We start from the raw sequence: 17,132 nt of genomic DNA on the forward strand, positions 1-17,132 counted from the left end.
AGTATAGCATTGATAAAAACAGCATAGACCCAATCTGCTTTAGGATTTTTGGCTAGTCGGCCAGTTCGACCCGGATAAACCCACTACGAGGAAGTAACAATGCACCAAACTCAGCCATCACTGTTCGCCAAACTGATGACCATGTTTGCCGGCGTCGCCCTGTCCGGCGCGGCCCTGGCCGCCGCTCCGGCCGCACCGGCCGCCAACACCGCCACGCCGCAAGTGGAGATCAAGACCTCGATGGGCGACATCGTGGTCGAACTGAACCACGAGAAAGCGCCCAAGTCGGTCGACAATTTCTTGACCTATGTAAAGGCCGGCTTTTACAAGGGCACCATCTTCCACCGCGTGATCGACGGCTTCATGATCCAGGGCGGCGGCTTCGATGAAAAGCTCAAGCAAAAGAAAACCAATGCGCCGGTGGCGATCGAATCGCAGAACGGCCTGACCAACAACAACTACACGCTGGCCATGGCCCGCAGCGGCGATCCCAACTCCGCCACCTCGCAATTCTTCATCAACGTGGCCGACAACGAAGCCCTGAACTACCCTGGCCGCGACGGTTTCGGCTACACCGTGTTCGGCAAAGTCATCAAGGGCCAGGAAGTGGTCGACAAGATCAAAGGCGTGCTGGTCGACGACAAGGGCATCTTCCAAAACATCCCCGTGATCCCGGTCGTGATCAAGTCGGCGACGATTTTGAAGACCCCTGTCCAGCCAAAACTGTAAAATAGCGGCCTGCCGTATTTTTTAACTACCTCAGGATAACAACATGACCAACGTAATCATCACCACCAACATGGGCAACATGACCGTCGAACTGAACGACGAGAAGGCGCCTAAATCGGTTGCCAACTTCCTGGCCTACATGGAAGCGGGCCACTACGCCAACACCATCTTCCACCGCGTGATCGACGGTTTCATGGTCCAGGGCGGCGGTTTCGAGCCAGGCATGAAGCAGAAGCCGGCCGACACCACCGTCGAAAACGAAGGCAAGAACGGTCTGAAGAACGACACCTACACGCTGGCCATGGCCCGCACCTCGGCGCCGCATTCGGCCTCGGCCCAGTTCTTCATCAACGTGAAGAACAACTCCTTCCTGGACTACCCAGGCCAGGACGGCTGGGGTTACGCCGTGTTCGGTAAAGTCATCGAAGGCACCGACGTGGTCGACGCCATCAAGAAAGTCAAAACCACCCGCAGCGGCATGTTCGCCGACGTGCCGGCGGAAGACGTCATCATCGAGAAGATCGAACTGGCTGCTTAATTAATGAGCGACACCAACATGCGCGCGGACCCGGTCTGCGCGCTGTTTATCTCCGATCTGCATTTGCAGCCCGCGCATCCCGCCACCGGCGTCGCGTTTTTCGACTTCCTGGAACGGCATGCGCGGCGCGCGCAACAGTTGTACCTGCTTGGCGACCTGTTTGAATACTGGGCCGGCGACGACGATATCAGCGATCCCTATCACCAGCAAATCATTGCCGCGCTGCGCAGCGTCAGCGATGCGGGCGTGGCCGTCTACTGGATCGCCGGCAACCGCGATTTCCTGGTCGGCGCGCAGTTCGCCGCCGCCGCGGGCCTGACCCTGCTGCCGGAAACCTATGTGACCGAGATCGGCGGCCGGCGCCTGGTGGTACTGCACGGCGACGCCCAGTGCACCGAGGACGTCAAGTACATGGAATTCCGCGCCATGGTGCGCCAGCCCGCGTGGCAGCAGCAATTCGTGGCGATGCCGCTGGCGCAACGCAAGGCCATCATCGCCGGCATGCGCGAGAACAGCCGCAAGGACCAGGGCAATAAATCCTACGAGATCATGGATGTGACGCCGCAGGCGATCCGCGACGTGTTCGCCGCCACCGGCGCCGACGTCATGATCCACGGCCACACCCACCGCCCCGCCCTGCACGAGGTCGACGGCAAGCGCCGCTACGTGCTGCCGGACTGGGAGCCGGACGCGCTACCGCCGCGCGGCGGCTGGATCGCCATCGACAGCGCCGGCGCCATCACGCGCCACGCGCTCGACGGCGCCGTCATTCCAGCGTAATCGCCACCCCGTCCGCCGGCGGCGCGGCGTCGATCGGCGTCACGCAATAGGCCGAGATCGACGGCAGCTCGCGCATGCGCCGCACCAGTTCTGGCCACGGTTGCGCCCACACCTGCGGATACAGTCGCTCGCCCGGCGTCACCACCGGGAAGGCCAGGTTTTCCGCCCCCGGCGTGAATTCGCAATGCACGCCGGCCTTGTTGCCGCGCGCATCGCAGCGGTACCAGCCGCCCTCTTCCAGCCACACCGCCACCAGGCCATGCGTGCAGAACGGCGAACCGGCGGCGCGCAGCGTCAGGCGCTGGTAGCAGAAGCCGGCCGGGATGCCGTTGGCGCGCAGCAGCGCCACCAGCAGATGGCTCTTCGCGGTGCACAGGCCGGTGCCCAGCGCCAGCGCCTCGGAGGCGTTGCAGCTGATCTCGTCGCGCTGGTAATCGATGCTGTGCTCGATCTGGTCGCGCACCCATTCGAAGCAGCGCTGCGCCGTGGCGCGCGGCGTGCCGGCCTGGAGCGAACGGGCCAGGGCCTGCACGTCGGGATGGTGAAAATCGACGACATCGCTGGCGGCGACGAATGCGGGCAACATGGCGTTCATGGGTCTCCTTTTTATCAAACGAACAAGATTCTCCCACAGTTCTGGCGGCGGCGCAGTGGATGGCCCTATAATCGATTCATGACGATACGTACCTGTTTCCTTCGCTGCGGTCTACTGGCCGCCACCGCACTGCTGAGCGGCAGCGGCTGGTGCGCTCCCAAGACGCTGACCGTGGCCTGGCGCGACAAGCCGCCCTACCATTACATCGAGCAGGGCCAGGCTCAGGGCTTCCTGCTGGAGCGCGCGAAAAACATTTTCAATCTCGCCGGCATCCCTGCGAAGTTCGTCAACGAACCGCAAAAACGGATCTGGGCCAACCTCACGCACGGGGCCACCAATTACTGTTCGATCAGCTGGTACCGGCTGCCCGAGCGCGAAGCGGTGGCGCAGTTCAGCTCGCCCATCCATGAGGACTTGCCGCACACCGTGCTGATTTCGCAGGATTATGTGCAGCGCGTCACGGCGCATCAGACGCTGCCTTCCTTGCTGGACGACGCCAGCCTGACGCTGGGCGTGGTCGAAGGCGTGTCCTACGGGCCGGTGCTGGACCAGATGATCAAGGGCGGCAAAATCCACGTCATGAGCCGCACGGTGGAAACCACGCTGATGATGCGCATGCTGGCGGTGGGCCGCGCCTCGTTCATGTTTGTCGACCGCGAAGATTTGAACTATTTCCGTCCGAAGGAAAAGTTATTGCAGTCGACCGTGCAGTATGATTTTCCCGACATGCCGCCGGGGATGAAGCGCCACATCGCCTGCAGCAAGGACGTGGCGCCGGCGACCATGGCCAAGCTCAACCAGGCCATCGCCGCCACCGGGGGCGCCAACAACCCCGGCCACAGCGTCAAACCGAAGTAATCAGCGCTTGACGGCCGCCATCGCCGTATTCAGGCGGCGTATCAATTCCTGGTTCATATCGCGCGTGTGGCGGGTCCAGCGTTCCATCGTACGCTGCAGTTCGGCGTGCAGCTGGCCGGCGCGCGCCGTATCGCCGGCGCCGGCCGCCCAGATCGCGAACTCGGCCTGTACGGCGAAGCTGTTGTAGCGGCCCAGCGCAAACTCGAACTCGGCCTTCGCCTCGTCCTGGCGGCCGGCCGCGGCCAGCGACTGGGCCAGCAGCAGCGACACTTGCTCGCCGCGGAAATTGGCGTCGGCGGCGCGGATGGTTTGCAGATGCGACACGGCGGCGGCGGCGCGGCCGCAGGCCAGAGTGGCGCGCGCGGCGCCGTAGCGGATTTCCAGGTCGCCCGAAAACGGTCCCTGCAGGCAGGCTTCGTAGGTGGCGGCCGCCTCGTCGGCGGCGCCGGCCTCCAGCTGGGCGCTGGCCAGGCGCATCTGGTTCTGCGCGGTGGGCGTGTAGGCATAGGCGTCGCGCGCTTCGCGCAGGTCCCGGCCCGGGTCGAGCGAGCGGGCCGCCGCCGTCACCACCTTGCGGGCGCCGTGGTTCAGTTTTGAATCCGGCAGGTAGATCGCGATGAAGTACACGATGCTGCCCAGTCCGGGAAACATAAACAGGATCATCAGCCAGTACATCTGCTGCCCGCTGCGGATCACGTGCACGGCGAAGAACAGCGCCACCAGCACGTGCAGTCCAATTCCAAATATCGTCATGAGTCTCGCTCCAACATTTCGTCAATGTCGCGAATTGTAGAAGCTCTTGCCCCGCACTACAAGGAAACCGGCGTATCCATCAAGCCAGGCTGGCCTCGGCTTGACCCATCCAGGCGGCCACATAGCGCAGCAGACGGCCGATGAACACACCGTTGAACAGGCCGAACAGCACGGTGACGGTGGCGGCAAACGCCAGGTTCTGTTGCAGCTCGGGATGCATGGCCGTCAGCACCGCCACCACGTACTTGGTGACGAAGATGGCGATCATCAGCATCAGCGGCGCCCAACTGCCGCGCTGCCGCACGGTGCCGGCGGCGCGGTTGACCGCGATGACGGCGCCGCTGCCGAGCTTCCACGTGAGCGCCGCGCCGGCCGCCAGGCCCAAGGCCCAGACGCCCCATACGCCGCCGCCCAGCGCGCCATGCACGCTCATGCCGGACAACGACAGCCACAGCATCACCGCCGGGATGATGAACAGTTTCCGCAAGGAGATCTCGCGGTCGCGGCTGGCCAGCGCGCCGCGATACAGCAGCAAGGCCAGCAAGGCCCAGACATAGATAGGAGTGTGGCTGACAATTTGCTGAATCATGATCGGCTCCGCGGCGCTGGTTAAGGTGACGCCACTATGCAGGGCGCCGCGGCGGCGCGGAACGTGATGCGACGGAATGCGGCAAGACGGCGCGAAGTGCCGGCGCGCAGCGCAAAGCGCAGGCCTATGGCGCCGGCTGCAGGTTGGCGACCAGCGCGCCAGGCTTGGTGCTGATCCCGGTCAGCACGAACTGCACGCCGGCGTAGCGCAGGTCTTCCGGACGGAAGCTGTGTACCGCTACATCCTTGAGCGTGCTCTCGCCCAGCAGATTGGCGATGCCGGCGATCTGGTTCTGCTTGCCCTCGTCCATGCCGTCCACCACGAAGCGGTCCACATGCGCGTCGCCGATGTAGATGACGTTGCGCACGTTATCCACCTTCAAGCGGCCCGACACCGCCATACTGCCGCGCCACGACTGGCGCGCCAGCAGCGGCGCCACGTTCACGTCCAGGGTCAGCGCCACGCGGTCGTTCTCGGACAGGATGGCCAGTTGGGGATGGCTCAGCTCGACCTCGAACACCCCCAGCACGCGGTGGCGCACGGGGAATTTGCGGTCCAGGTTCTGCTGCATGCGCGCCTGCGGCAGTTCCACCTGGCGCGGGCCGACCAGCGAGGAACAGGCGGCCAGCGCAGCCGCCAGCATCAGCGGCGCGGCAAGTTTGATCGTGCGTTGTAAGTGCATCATGGTGTCCTTCTGCAAAAAAGCATAACGCCGCCATTATGACCCAAGCCCGCCGCAAGCCCCGTCGCCGACATAAAACCACAAGAAATGCTTGCCTTTTTAAATTCTAGTGTTATAGTTTACTACAACACCACTCCATCAACACACATAAAGAGGACCACATGTATGTCCACGATAGGCTGGAATGACAATGCGCCGATTTATCGGCAGCTCAAGGAAAAGGTCATCGGCATGATGCTCGACGGCCTGCTCAAGCCCGGCGACGCCCTGCCCTCGGTACGGCAGGTGGCCGCCGACTATCAACTCAATCCGATCACCGTATCTCGCGCCTACCAGGAACTGGTGGACGAAACGCTCGTTGAAAAAAGAAGGGGACTAGGTATGTACGTCACTGACGGCGCCCGCGACAAACTGCTGGCCACTGAACGCGAGCGCTTCCTGCGCGAAGAATGGCCGCTGATGCTGGAACGTATCCGCCGCCTCGGCCTCGAACTCGATACCCTGCTCAAGCCGATCGCCCCTGGAGGTGCGTCATGAGCGCCATCATCACGGCATCCAATCTCAGCAAGAATTACGGCAAGCAAGCCGCGCTGAATGGCGCCAGCTTCACGGTCGAGGCAGGTCGCATCGTCGGCCTGATCGGTCCCAACGGTTCCGGCAAGACCACCACCCTCAAAGCCATCCTGGGCCTGACCCAGTTCGACGGCGAGTTGAGCGTGCTGGGCATGGATCCGCGCAGCCAGCGCGAGGCGCTGATGAACGAGGTCTGCTTCATCGCCGACGTCGCCATCCTGCCGAAGTGGCTGAAGGTCAAGGACGCGATCGCCTTTGTCGAAGGCGTGCATCCCCGCTTCGACCGCAGCAAGGCCGAGAAATACCTGGCCCACACCAAGCTGAAGCCGGACATGAAGGTCAAAGCCATGTCCAAGGGCATGGTGGTGCAGCTGCACCTGGCGCTGGTGATGGCGATCGACGCCAAGCTGCTGGTGCTCGACGAGCCGACCCTGGGCCTGGACATTCTGTACCGCAAGCAGTTCTACCAGAACCTGCTGGAAGACTACTTCGACGAGAACAAGACCATCCTGATCACCACCCACCAGATCGAGGAAGTCGAGCACATCCTGACCGACCTGATGTTCATCCAGGATGGCCGGATCTCGCTGGCGGCGTCGATGGACGAAGTGGGCGAGCGCTTCACCGAAGTGATGGTCGAGCCGCAATTCGTGGCGGCCGCCAACGCGCTGCAACCGATGAGCCAGCGCACCGTGTTCGGCAAGCCCATCATGTTGTTCGATGGCGTACCGCGGCTGCAACTGTCGACCTTCGGGGAATTGCGCACGCCCAGCGTTGCCGACCTGTTTGTCGCGTCGATGAAAGGAACCTACGCATGAAAACGATGAAATGGCTGATCAAACGCGAACTGTGGGAGCACAAGGGCATGCTGGTCTGGGCCCCCGCCGTCATCGCCGGGCTGATCGCGGTGCTGGCGCTGACCGGCATCTTCCTGGGTCACAACGCCAACTTTAGCGACGACGGCCAGACCATGTCGATCGGCACCGTCACCGTCGAAGGCGCGATGCGCGCGCGCATCGTCGAAACGGCGTCGCAGGCCTACATGCTGTCGGCGCTGCCGATCATGATGGTGCTGAGCTTCCTGGTGTTCTTCTACTGCCTGGGCGCGCTGAACGACGAACGCCGCGACCGCAGCCTGCTGTTCTGGAAATCGCTGCCGGTGTCGGACCTGACCACCGTCATGTCCAAGGTCGCGCTGGCCCTGGTGGTGGCGCCGCTGATCACGGTGGCGATCGGCACCGTGCTGTCGCTGGTGATCCTGCTGGCCGGCTGCACCGCGATGCTGGTGCACGGCACCAACCTGTTCGGCGCCCTGCTGATCGCCCCGGACCTCTACCTGACGCCGCTGCGCCTGGTGGGACTGCTGCCGGTCTACATCCTGTGGGCCTTGCCGACGGTAGGCTGGCTGCTGATGGTGTCGAGCATGGCGCGCTCCAAGGTGTTCCTGTGGGCGGTGGGCACGCCGCTGGTGGTGTCGCTGCTGCTGATGTGGACCGAGAAGGCGCTGCACTTCGGCTTCGACGCCGGCTGGTTCGTCACCCGCGTGGTCGACCGCATCCTGCTGGGCGTGATTCCAGGTTCGTGGATCATCTTCGAAGCCGACAGCGTGACGCTGCACCATGAAGCCAACAAGCTGGCGTTGCCCGGCACCATCTTCAACGCCTCGTGGGGCACGTTGAGTGGCGTGAGTGTCTGGATCGGCGTCGCCGCCGGCGTGGCGATGATCGCCGCCGCCGTCTGGATGCGCCGCCGTCGCGAGGAAGGCTAAGCATGGCAGGGAAATACTTCGTGAGCGCCGCGCTGCTGGCGGCCGCCGTGGCGGCGCTGCCGGGCACGGCGGCCGAGACCGAAGCCGGGTCGGACCAGATGGTCGTCATCAACGGCACCCGCAGCCCGGAAATGCAGCCTTACCGCTACATGCTGTCCGGCCTGGACGCCTTCGACAGCCAGCACGCACTGGCGCCGAACGCGCAGCAACTGCGCTTCCGTCTGCACACCAAGAGGAAGGCGCCGGCCGGCGCCATGGACAACGTGGTGGTGCGCCTGTCCGGCAACGAGACCGACATCGTCGTGCCGCTGGCGGCGGATCACAGTTTCACGCTGCCGCGCAACCGGGCGGCGGAAGACGACAACGCCGACGTGGTGCTGAACCAGAAGAAGAGTTATTACGGCTGGATGCCGGACGTGCGCAGCGCCGGCGTGCCGGCGGATATGCGGCGCCTGGGCGATATCCAGCTGGAGTGCCGGGTGCTGATGGCGATCGCAAAGAACTACATCCCGTTCCTGATACGGGCGACGATCAACACCATCACGCTGACCACGGACTGGTGCTCGTTCAAGGACTTCAACATAAGCGTGCGCAGCGACCGCCTGATCGCCAGCGCCACGCTGGTCGATGGCGCCCGCAGGCAGGAGCTCAAGGTCGACGAGGATGGAAAGATGTACACCGTGCCGCTGGGCGACAAGAGCTACCCCAACGACGCCTTGATCGAGTTCAAATTCGAATAAACAAGGGGGTCAAGTCTGACATTCGGACACGGCCTCTGCTGTAGCGGGCGCTACAGCAGAGGCCGTGTCCGAATGTCAGACTTGACCCCCGACCTTATTCGAACTGCTGGCGGAATTCGGCAAACTGCGCGCTCAGGTCTTCCACCTGCTGGCGCAGTTGCTGGACTTCCTGCTCCAGCGCGGCGACGCGGCCGCCCTGCCCGGCCACGCTGACCGTACCGCCCATGCTGGCGGCGGTTTCTTCCCGCGCCAACGCATCTTCGCCACCGAGCAGCTGGCCGTAGCGCGGCTCCTTGGTGCCCGGCGCCAGCGCCAGCTTCGAGACCAGCGGCGGATATTTGTCGATCAGGAACTGCAACGCCTGCTCGACATCGCCCACCGTCTTGAAATCGTGCAGGCGGCCGGTGCGGGTGCGGATTTCACCGGCGGTCTGCAGGCCGCGCAGCATCAGGATGCTCAACACGGCCAGCTTGTCCTGCTCCAGCGACCATTTGATGCGCATGCGGTGCTCGTACTTGGTCACGCGCGCGCCCGCCTGCGTGATGCCGTTGACGTACTTGCGCTGCATCAGCCGCTGCAACACCTCGGCCACCGTCTCTTCCGACAACGCCATCACCGGATCCCGGCTCGACAGCTGGTTGCAGCCGTTGACCAGCGCGTTCAGCGACAGCGGATAGTTATCCGGCGTCAGCGCTTCCTTCTCGGCCAGCACCGCCAGCACGCGGATTTCAAACGGGTCCAGCACTTCAACGCCATCGGGCGACGATTCCATAAGCAGCTTCCTTATTCAACGAGCTTGTTGAGTTGGTCTGAATTCAATTTATCACATTCGGGCACGCCCTGACAGTGCAAGCCCGCCGCCTTCATGGTGGCGAGGATGCGCTCGATCTGCTCTTCCTGTTTCACCGCGTGGTTGATCAGGCCGTGCAAGGCCTTCGACAGCGGATCGTCGCCGTTCGGCGTGACGCCGTAGGCGCTGAACAGGTTGGCGGTGGCGCTGGTCGCCGAGGCCGGCTCCTTCTGCACGATGTGCGCCGGATTGCCGACCGCCGTGGCGCCCGGCGGCACCGGCTTGAGCAGCACGGCGTTGGAGCCGACCTTGGCGTACTCGCCCACCGTGAAGCCGCCCAGCACCTTGGCACCGGCGCCGACGATGACGCCGCGCGCCAACGTCGGATGGCGCTTGGCGCCGGTGTGCAGCGAGGTGCCGCCCAAGGTCACGCCCTGGTAGATGGTGCAGTCGTCGCCCACTTCGGCGGTCTCGCCGATCACCACGCCGAAGCCGTGGTCGATGAACACGCGGCGGCCGATGCTGGCGCCCGGATGGATCTCGATGCCGGTGACGATGCGGGCCAGGTAGGAAATGAAGCGGCCCAGCCATTTCATCTTGTGCGTCCAGCACCAGTGCGCCCAGCGGTGCATGACGATGGCTTGCAAGCCGGGATAGCAGGTCAGCACCTCCCAGGCATTGCGGGCCGCAGGATCGCGTTCGATGATGCTGTTAATGTCTTGGCGCAGGCGATGGAACATGGATGGTCGGGAGTGCAACGGAAACGCTCATGGTAGCGTATTCGGTCGTGGGTTGCTGGGAAGCGGCTTGCTGGGAGGGGAGTCGGGACTGAACCCCGGCGGCCCTCGTCACAGGCCGCCGGGTCATCGTATCGCTTAAATGTCTTTGGCGATACGCTGGCGGCGTGCCTCGTACAGACAGACGCCGGATGCGACGGAGACGTTCAGGCTCTCAACCGAACCGAACATCGGAATGCTGACCAGCATGTCGCAGGTCTCGCGCGTCAGGCGGCGCATGCCCTCGCCTTCCGAACCCATGACCAGCGCGGTCGGGCCGGTGAAGTCGGCTTCGTACAAGCCTTTTTCGCCATCGTCGGAGGTGCCGATCAGCCAGATATCGCGGTCCTTCAAGTCGCGCAAGGTGCGCGCCAGGTTGGTGACGGTGATGTACGGCACGGTCTCGGCCGCGCCACTGGCGACCTTGGCGGCGGTGGCGTTCAAGCCCACGGCGCGGTCCTTCGGCACGATCACCGCGTGTGCGCCGACGCCGTCGGCCACGCGCAGGCAGGCGCCCAGGTTGTGCGGATCGGTGATGCCGTCCAGCACCAGCAACAGCGGCGGGCCTTCGATGGCGTCCAGCAGCTCATCGAGGTTGCGCGCCAGCGCCAGCTGCGACGCGAACGCGATCACGCCCTGGTGGCGGCGGGTGCCGACGATCTTGTCCAGACGGGCCGAATCGACCGGCATCACGCGCACGCCGGCGGCCTTGGCGTTGGCGACCAGGTCCTTCATGCGGCGGTCGTCGCGACCGATGTCGACGAAAATCTCTTCCACGGACGAAGCCTCATGACGCAAACGCGAGGTCACGGCGTGGAAACCAAAAATCATTTTATTCTTACTCATTTATCGCTTCTTTTTACTTTTTGAGACAGTCTTCGCTGCTCGGGGTGCTACCGGAGCAGCCGCCCCGGCATTAGTCTTGCGGCCGCCGCGCGAATTGGCGGCAGGCTTGGCGGCGGTTTTCGCCGCGGCCGGCTTGGCAGCGGCCGGCTTGCCGGCGCCAGTCCTGTCGGACTGGCCCTTGGCGACGGCCTTCAGCGCTTGTGCTTTCGGCACGGCCGGACCAGGCTTGATGTTGCTCTTGCGGTCCTTGGACTGCGCATCGGACTTGTCGGCGCGCGGCGGCGGCGCATCGGCCCCGGCCAGGCGCAGATCGATCTTGCGCGCTTCCAGGTCCACCCGCACCACTTGCACGCTGACGCGGTCGGTCAACTGGAACTTCTTGCCGGTGCGGTCGCCGCGCAGTTCGTGGCGGGCGTCGTCGTACTGGAAGTAGTCGGCGCCGAGGTCGGTGATGTGCACCAGGCCTTCAACGAACAGCTGGTCCAGCTGCACGAAGATGCCGAAGGTGGTCACGCCGGTGATGATGCCGGTGAATTCCTCGCCCAGCTTGTCCTGCATGAAGTAGCACTTCAACCAGGCTTCGACATCGCGCGACGCCTCGTCGGCGCGGCGTTCGTTGGCCGAGCAGTGCACGCCCAGCGCGTCCCACACGGTCAGGTCGCCGGATTTTTTCTCTTTGCCTTCGGCCTTGTCCTTGGCCTGCTGCTTGCGGGTGGCGTTCGAGACGTTGGTGTTCAGCACGCTGGTACCGGCCACTTTCGGCTCGTACTTCTTACCCAGCAGGATGGCCTTGATGGCACGGTGCGTCAGCAAGTCCGGGTAGCGGCGGATCGGGCTGGTGAAGTGGGCATACGCCTCGTACGCCAGGCCGAAGTGGCCGATGTTGTCCGGACTGTAGACCGCCTGCTGCATCGAACGCAGCAGCATGGTTTGCAGCAGCGACGCGTCCGGACGCTCCTTGACCTGCTTCATCAGCACGGCGTAGTCGCCGGCGGCCGGCTTGTCGCCGCCGTTCAGGCTCAGGCCGACCTGCTTGAGGAAGGTGCGTACCTGCTTGAGCTTTTCAGCGGTCGGGCTGGCGTGGATGCGGTAGGTGCCCGGATGCTTGTGGCGGATCAGCAGGTCGGCCGCGCAGACGTTGGCGGTCAACATGCATTCTTCGATCAGCTTGTGGGCGTCGTTGCGGGTGCGCGGGATGATCTTTTCGATCTTGCCGGACGGGTTGCAGACGATGTAGGTCTCGGTGGTCTCGAAATCGATCGCGCCGCGTTCGGTGCGCGCCTTCAACAGCGCGTGGTACACCTCGTACAAATTCAGCAGGTGCGGCACGATGCCCGGACGGCGCGCGGCCTCAGGTCCCTTGGTGTTGCCGAGGATGTCGGCCACTTCGGTGTAGGTCAGGCGCGCGGCCGAGTGGATCACCGCCGGATAGAACTGGTAAGCCTTGATCTCGCCCTTGGCGGTGACGACGGCGTCGCACACCAGCGTCAAACGGTCGACCGCCGGATTCAGCGAGCACAGGCCGTTGGACAGCTTCTCCGGCAGCATCGGAATCACGCGGCGCGGGAAGTAGACCGAGGTGCTGCGTTCGAGCGCGTCGGCGTCGAGCGCGTCGTTCGGCTTGACGTAGTGGCTGACGTCGGCAATCGCGACCAGCAAACGGTAGGCGTTGGTGCGGCCGATCTTGACCGGTTCGCAGTAGACCGCATCGTCGAAGTCGCGCGCGTCTTCACCGTCGATGGTGACCATCGGGATGTCGCGCAGGTCGACGCGGTCGGCCAGGTCGGCGTCGCGCACGTGGTCCGGCAGCTTGTTCGCTTGCTTGAGCGCGGCGTCCGAGAACACATGCGGCACGCCGAACTTGCGCACGGCGATTTCGATTTCCATGCCGGGGTCGTCCAGCGAGCCCAGGATTTCAACGATCTTGCCGACCGGCTGCTTGAAGCGCATCGGCTGCTCGGTCAGCTCGACGCTGACGACCTGGCCAGCCTTGGCCTTGCCGATCGAGCCTTCGATCAGGATGTCCTGGGCGATGCGCTGGTCTTCCGGCGCGACGATCCAGGCGCCGTTCTCGTTCAGCAGGCGGCCGATGATGTGGGTATTCGCGCGCGTGACCACCTCGACGATGGTGCCTTCCGGACGGCCGCGGCGATCGACGCCGATGACCTTGGCCAGCACGCGGTCGCCATGCAGGACTTTCTGCATTTCCTTTTCAGGCAGGAACAGGTCTTCGCCCGGCTCGTCCGGGATCACGAAGCCGAAGCCGTCCTTGTGGCTGGCGACGCGGCCGGCGATGAAGCCGGTTTCGGTGGCCAGCGAGAAGTGACCGCTATCGTCGGAGACGATCTGGCCGTCGCGCTGCATGGCGTTCAGGCGGCGCGACAACACGGCCTGGGCCTCGGTCGCGACCTTCAGCGACTTCGACAGTGCGCGCAGATCGAGCGGCGCCTTGGCGCTGCGGAAGATGCCGAGAATTTCCTCCCGGCTGGGAATGGTATGGGTAGATTGGTTCAAAAGTATTTCTGTAGTTATTATTGACAGTGTTCAGAGGAAATCCGGCCTGGCAAAATCGTCAGGTGCATATATATGACACGACGACAGGCGTAGTGTACTTGGAAACGCCCTGATTGACTAATTTGCGACCGGTTTTGCGAATTCAAGCGGATTTTTTATGTTGTGGCATTTGACATCCCGCAAAATTCCTCTATAATCTTGGTCTCTCGCAGCGACAATGTTGAAAAACAGCGGCAAAGTGAGAAACTGCTAGACAGGGTTGATGTGCAGTAAGGAGCGAAAGCTCATCTGGCGCAAAACTCTCCCCGTCGTTATAATAGCAGAGTTGTTGAGAAGCATCAGTGCCCACGTGGCGGAATTGGTAGACGCGCATGGTTCAGGTCCATGTGCCGCAAGGTGTGGGGGTTCGAGTCCCTCCGTGGGCACCACAAAATTCCGCAAAAAAGCCGCATCACCCTTAAAAAGGTCTGCGGCTTTTTTCATTGCGCTTGCTTTTACAGCCTGGAAAGGAAGCGCCCGATCAGGTTAAAGACCAGCGTTTCGTTCGCCCCACCCTTGTCTATCGGCAAATCCCACAGCGCGGCGGTGGCGAAGGTCATGCGCAAATCCGGCACCAGCATCGCCAACTGCCCGCCAAAACCGTAGGCCGTGATCACCTGGTGGCCGCCCAGCATGCCGCGCCACCACAAATAGCCATAGCCGACATCGCTCATATCCCCGATCGGGCCGATATGAACATGATTGGTAAAACTCTCGGCCAGCCAGGCGGCCGGCACCACCGACTTGCCCTGCCACATGCCGCCGTCGAGCGCCATCCACGCCAGCTTCATCAGATCGCGCGCCCGCAGCTGCAAGCCGAAGGAGCCGAGTATCGTGCCGCTCGCATCGCGCTGCCAGGCCACCTGGCGGATGCCGAGCGGCGCGAACAGGTTGCGCGTGGCGACCGCCAGCGTGTCCTCGCCATACGCATCCGCGACGATCGGCGACACCAGGTGCGAGACCGCGCTGTTGTAGTTCCAGTACGGGCCGTTTGGCCCCAGCGCCGCCACCGGCAGGCGCAACGCCAGGCTGGTCAGGTCCGGGGTATGCAACAACTCCTGCATATGGACTTCCTCATCCCACTCCAGCCCGCCGCGCATGCGCAGCACCTGGGCCAGCGTGATATTGCCCGCCACCGAGCCGGGAATCTTGGCCAGCTCCTTGGGCAGCAATTCACCCAGCGTAGCCGTGGAGCCGCGTATCTTGCCGTCGCGAATGGCTTGCCCTGCCAACAGGCTGCCGACGGTCTTGGTGGCCGAGCGGATGTGGCGCAGGTCGGAGGATTTGCCGTCGGCGTAGTAGCGCTCGCCGATCAGGTTACCGTTGCGCACCACCAGCAAGCTGCGCATCTCCGCAATCTGCGCCCCCTCGGACAGCAGGCCCTGCATCGCGGCCGCCGCCACGCCTTCGCTCTCCGGCGTCGCCGTGCGCCAGTCGTCGTCCGCGACCGCCGAAGCGACCACGTTTTCCCGCCCGCCGCCGGAATTGCCGCCTCCACAGGCACTCAGCAAGGGAACGCCCAAGCCCAACATCATCACATCGCGTCGCGTAACCATATCCGCCCATCACAAAAAAGTGGGACCGCCGCGTGTGTCGCATGCGGCGAGTCGATGAGGACGATGCTATGCCAGAGGCGCGGCGAACAGGGAGTGCCGGAAGTCATGCATGCCGGACTTGGCCGGCCTCATTCCGGCGCCGTACTCCACACCAACTTGAGGTGGATGCCGATCTCACGCAGCAGCTCAAGCTCGTCGACCGGCTTGCTGAGGAAGGCGTTGGCGCCCACCTGGCGCGAGCGCTGCTCCTCTTCCGGAGTCGAACTGGCGGAAATCATCAACACCGGCATCGCGCTGGTGCGGGCGTCGGCGCGCAGGCGGCGCGTGGTTTCGATGCCGTCCATGTCCGGCATGACCATGTCCAGCAACACCAGGTCCGGCACGCCGGACTGCGCCTGATGCAAGCCGTCGGCGCCGTTGTCGGCCTCCAGCATGCGGAAGTCGAGCGCGCCCAGCAAATCGCGCAGCAAGGCGCGGTTGGTGGCGACGTCGTCCACCACCAAAATGGTCTTGCGCGGCCCCAGGTAGCCGGTGGCGTTGTGGCCGTCGCTGCTGACGGAGGCAGGCGCCACCGCCAACGGCATCGTCACATCGAACCAGAAGCGGCTGCCCGTGCCTAGCTTGCTTTCCACTTTCAGTTCGCCACCCATCAGCCGCACCAGTTGGCCGCTGATCGCCAGGCCCAGCCCGGTGCCGCCGGCGCGGCGCGACGCATCGCCCACTTGCTCGAACGGACGGAAGATGGTGTCGATGTGGTCGGGCGCGATGCCGATGCCGTCGTCATGCACCTCGAAACGCAGCGCGGCGGCATCCGGTGCGGCGCCCGGCCTGGCCGGCAGCGGCAGCACGCGCAGGCGCACCGTGCCGCGGTCGGTGAACTTGACGGCGTTGCCCAGCAAATTCAACAGCACCTGGCGCAAGCGGGTTTCGTCGACGCTGATCGCCTGCGGCAAGCCGGCCACCAGCTCCAGCTCGAAGCGCAATTGCTTTTGCTCGGCGCGCACGCGCATGATGTCGGCCACCACCGACAGCAAGTCGGCCAGCATCACCGGCTTGGGATGGAAGTCCATCTTGCCGGCCTCCACCCGCGACAGGTCGAGCACGTCGTTAATCAGCGCCAGCAGATGCTGGCCGCCCTGCTGGATGGTGCCGAGGCCACTCTTCTGGATCGACGTCAAACCCTTGTCGCGCTTGAGGATCTGGGTGTAGCCGAGGATGGCGTTGAGCGGCGTGCGCAGCTCGTGGCTCATCGCCGCCAGGAAGGCGCTCTTGGCGCGGTTGGCCACTTCGGCGCGCTCCATGGCGATGCGCAGCTCGGCATTGGCGCGCTGCAGTTCGGCGTTGACCGCCTCCAGCTGCGCCGGACTGGGTATGCGCAGCGCCACCGGCACCAGCCGCACCAGCACGATGGCGGTGACCACCGAGGCGGCGGCGGTGACCGTCTTCAGCATCACCGACAGCCAGTAGTCCGGATGCCAGATCACCCAGATGTCGGCCACGTGGGTGCTGCCGCAGGCCAGGATGAAAATGCCGAAGGCGATGAACATCCAGTCGAACGGCAAGTCGCGGCGCTTGCGGATAAAGTACAACAGCGTGATCGGGATGGTCAGGTAGGCCAGTGCGATCAGCGCGTCGGAAATCACGCTCAGCCACAGGATCGACGGTGTCCACAGAAAACAGTGGCCGTGCGGCATGAAGCCCTGGCTGCCGAACCAGCTGCTCAACGTATCCATCGCCTACCTCCTTTGCCTCAGATGACCGGGCCAGCATTCAGGAGCTTACGAAAGTGTGAGCAAACAAGCAAGCAGCAAATCAGGCGTGTCTCCCGATGCAATCTTTATCGAAAACCAGCGTTTCGCTCTTGACGGCGCCGTGCCGCTCCCCTATGATTCTGGCCTCTGTTGCAGCATATGTGGCAGAGAGCAGCAAAGCAGTAACAGTGCCCACGTGGCGGAATTGGTAGACGCGCATGGTTCAGGTCCATGTGCCGCAAGGTGTGGGGGTTC

Annotated in this window: 18 protein-coding genes and 1 tRNA gene; 9 read left to right on the top strand and 10 right to left on the bottom strand. The window is 63.8% G+C overall.

Annotated elements, in window-relative coordinates; all coding sequences use genetic code 11:
- The first annotated feature begins 99 nt into the window (after window positions 1-99).
- The 3 genes from AC1RMD_RS27640 to AC1RMD_RS27650 are packed head-to-tail and all read left to right on the top strand — an operon-like array spanning window position 100 to window position 2,047.
- Window positions 100-729: a peptidylprolyl isomerase gene (locus AC1RMD_RS27640; protein ID WP_492931442.1), complete on the top strand. Its 630-nt coding sequence runs from the start codon at window positions 100-102 to the stop codon at window positions 727-729.
- Window positions 730-772: 43 nt separating this feature from the next.
- Window positions 773-1,267 (top strand): peptidylprolyl isomerase, encoded by a 495-nt coding sequence (locus AC1RMD_RS27645; RefSeq protein WP_492931444.1) that lies wholly within the window; start codon window positions 773-775, stop codon window positions 1,265-1,267.
- A gap of 3 nt (window positions 1,268-1,270) precedes the next feature.
- A complete protein-coding gene (locus AC1RMD_RS27650) occupies window positions 1,271-2,047 on the top strand; it encodes a UDP-2,3-diacylglucosamine diphosphatase (RefSeq protein ID WP_492931446.1) in 777 nt (258 codons plus the stop codon).
- Here AC1RMD_RS27650 and AC1RMD_RS27655 read toward each other — a convergent pair.
- Entirely contained in the window at window positions 2,034-2,642 is a 609-nt protein-coding gene (locus tag AC1RMD_RS27655) for a transglutaminase-like domain-containing protein (protein ID WP_492931448.1), read from the bottom strand. The two genes, AC1RMD_RS27650 and AC1RMD_RS27655, sit on opposite strands and share 14 nt — an antisense overlap.
- A gap of 78 nt (window positions 2,643-2,720) precedes the next feature.
- Between AC1RMD_RS27655 and AC1RMD_RS27660 the strand changes: the two genes are divergently transcribed.
- Window positions 2,721-3,500, top strand: coding sequence for a substrate-binding periplasmic protein (locus AC1RMD_RS27660; RefSeq protein WP_492931450.1), 780 nt, complete (start codon window positions 2,721-2,723; stop codon window positions 3,498-3,500).
- On the opposite strand, the gene AC1RMD_RS27665 is transcribed toward AC1RMD_RS27660, so the two are convergent.
- From AC1RMD_RS27665 to AC1RMD_RS27675, 3 genes are all read right to left on the bottom strand, one after another.
- Window positions 3,501-4,253 (bottom strand): tetratricopeptide repeat protein, encoded by a 753-nt coding sequence (locus AC1RMD_RS27665; protein WP_492931452.1) that lies wholly within the window; start codon window positions 4,251-4,253, stop codon window positions 3,501-3,503.
- A 79-nt stretch (window positions 4,254-4,332) separates the two neighbouring features.
- A complete protein-coding gene (locus AC1RMD_RS27670) occupies window positions 4,333-5,004 on the bottom strand; it encodes a DUF6622 family protein (RefSeq protein WP_492931482.1) in 672 nt (223 codons plus the stop codon).
- The gene (locus tag AC1RMD_RS27675) at window positions 4,967-5,527 is read right to left on the bottom strand and encodes a YceB family lipoprotein (protein ID WP_492931454.1); all 561 of its coding nucleotides are present in this window, start codon (window positions 5,525-5,527) and stop codon (window positions 4,967-4,969) included. The genes AC1RMD_RS27670 and AC1RMD_RS27675 overlap by 38 nt, the downstream gene beginning before the upstream one ends.
- Window positions 5,528-5,689: 162 nt before the next feature.
- On the opposite strand from AC1RMD_RS27675, the gene AC1RMD_RS27680 reads away from it, so the two are divergent.
- Genes AC1RMD_RS27680 through AC1RMD_RS27695 form a run of 4 tightly spaced genes read left to right on the top strand, consistent with a single transcriptional unit; the run spans window position 5,690 to window position 8,605 of the window.
- Window positions 5,690-6,061 carry a GntR family transcriptional regulator gene (locus AC1RMD_RS27680; protein ID WP_492931456.1) on the top strand — a complete coding sequence of 124 codons (372 nt, stop codon included), beginning with the start codon at window positions 5,690-5,692 and terminating at the stop codon, window positions 6,059-6,061.
- Complete coding sequence (locus AC1RMD_RS27685; RefSeq protein WP_492931458.1) at window positions 6,058-6,915, top strand: ABC transporter ATP-binding protein; 858 nt, start codon at window positions 6,058-6,060, stop codon at window positions 6,913-6,915. Before AC1RMD_RS27680 ends, AC1RMD_RS27685 begins: the two co-directional genes overlap by 4 nt.
- Window positions 6,912-7,865, top strand: coding sequence for a hypothetical protein (locus AC1RMD_RS27690; protein ID WP_492931460.1), 954 nt, complete (start codon window positions 6,912-6,914; stop codon window positions 7,863-7,865). The genes AC1RMD_RS27685 and AC1RMD_RS27690 overlap by 4 nt, the downstream gene beginning before the upstream one ends.
- 2 nt (window positions 7,866-7,867) lie before the next feature.
- Window positions 7,868-8,605, top strand: a complete 738-nt coding sequence (locus AC1RMD_RS27695) for a hypothetical protein (RefSeq protein WP_492931462.1) — start codon at window positions 7,868-7,870, stop codon at window positions 8,603-8,605.
- A 94-nt stretch (window positions 8,606-8,699) separates the two neighbouring features.
- Here AC1RMD_RS27695 and AC1RMD_RS27700 read toward each other — a convergent pair whose 3' ends face one another.
- The 4 genes from AC1RMD_RS27700 to rnr all read right to left on the bottom strand — a co-directional run bounded on the left by AC1RMD_RS27700 (window position 8,700) and on the right by rnr (window position 13,531).
- Complete coding sequence (locus tag AC1RMD_RS27700; RefSeq protein ID WP_492931464.1) at window positions 8,700-9,377, bottom strand: YceH family protein; 678 nt, start codon at window positions 9,375-9,377, stop codon at window positions 8,700-8,702.
- A gap of 11 nt (window positions 9,378-9,388) precedes the next feature.
- A complete protein-coding gene (cysE, locus tag AC1RMD_RS27705) occupies window positions 9,389-10,135 on the bottom strand; it encodes a serine O-acetyltransferase (protein ID WP_492931466.1) in 747 nt (248 codons plus the stop codon).
- Between the two features lie 135 nt (window positions 10,136-10,270).
- Entirely contained in the window at window positions 10,271-11,017 is a 747-nt protein-coding gene (rlmB, locus tag AC1RMD_RS27710) for a 23S rRNA (guanosine(2251)-2'-O)-methyltransferase RlmB (RefSeq protein WP_070359161.1), read from the bottom strand.
- Window positions 11,018-13,531, bottom strand: a complete 2,514-nt coding sequence (rnr, locus tag AC1RMD_RS27715; RefSeq protein ID WP_492931468.1) for a ribonuclease R — start codon at window positions 13,529-13,531, stop codon at window positions 11,018-11,020.
- Window positions 13,532-13,874: 343 nt separating this feature from the next.
- Between rnr and AC1RMD_RS27720 the strand changes: the two genes are divergently transcribed.
- Window positions 13,875-13,959: transfer RNA gene (locus AC1RMD_RS27720), tRNA-Leu, on the top strand.
- Window positions 13,960-14,025: 66 nt separating this feature from the next.
- Here AC1RMD_RS27720 and AC1RMD_RS27725 read toward each other — a convergent pair.
- Entirely contained in the window at window positions 14,026-15,105 is a 1,080-nt protein-coding gene (locus AC1RMD_RS27725) for a serine hydrolase domain-containing protein (protein WP_492931470.1), read from the bottom strand.
- 149 nt (window positions 15,106-15,254) lie between these two features.
- Window positions 15,255-16,859 carry an ATP-binding protein gene (locus AC1RMD_RS27730; protein ID WP_492931472.1) on the bottom strand — a complete coding sequence of 535 codons (1,605 nt, stop codon included), beginning with the start codon at window positions 16,857-16,859 and terminating at the stop codon, window positions 15,255-15,257.
- Window positions 16,860-17,132 lie beyond the last annotated feature (273 nt).

The organism is Duganella sp. GW822-FHT06D06 (assembly GCF_058799615.1).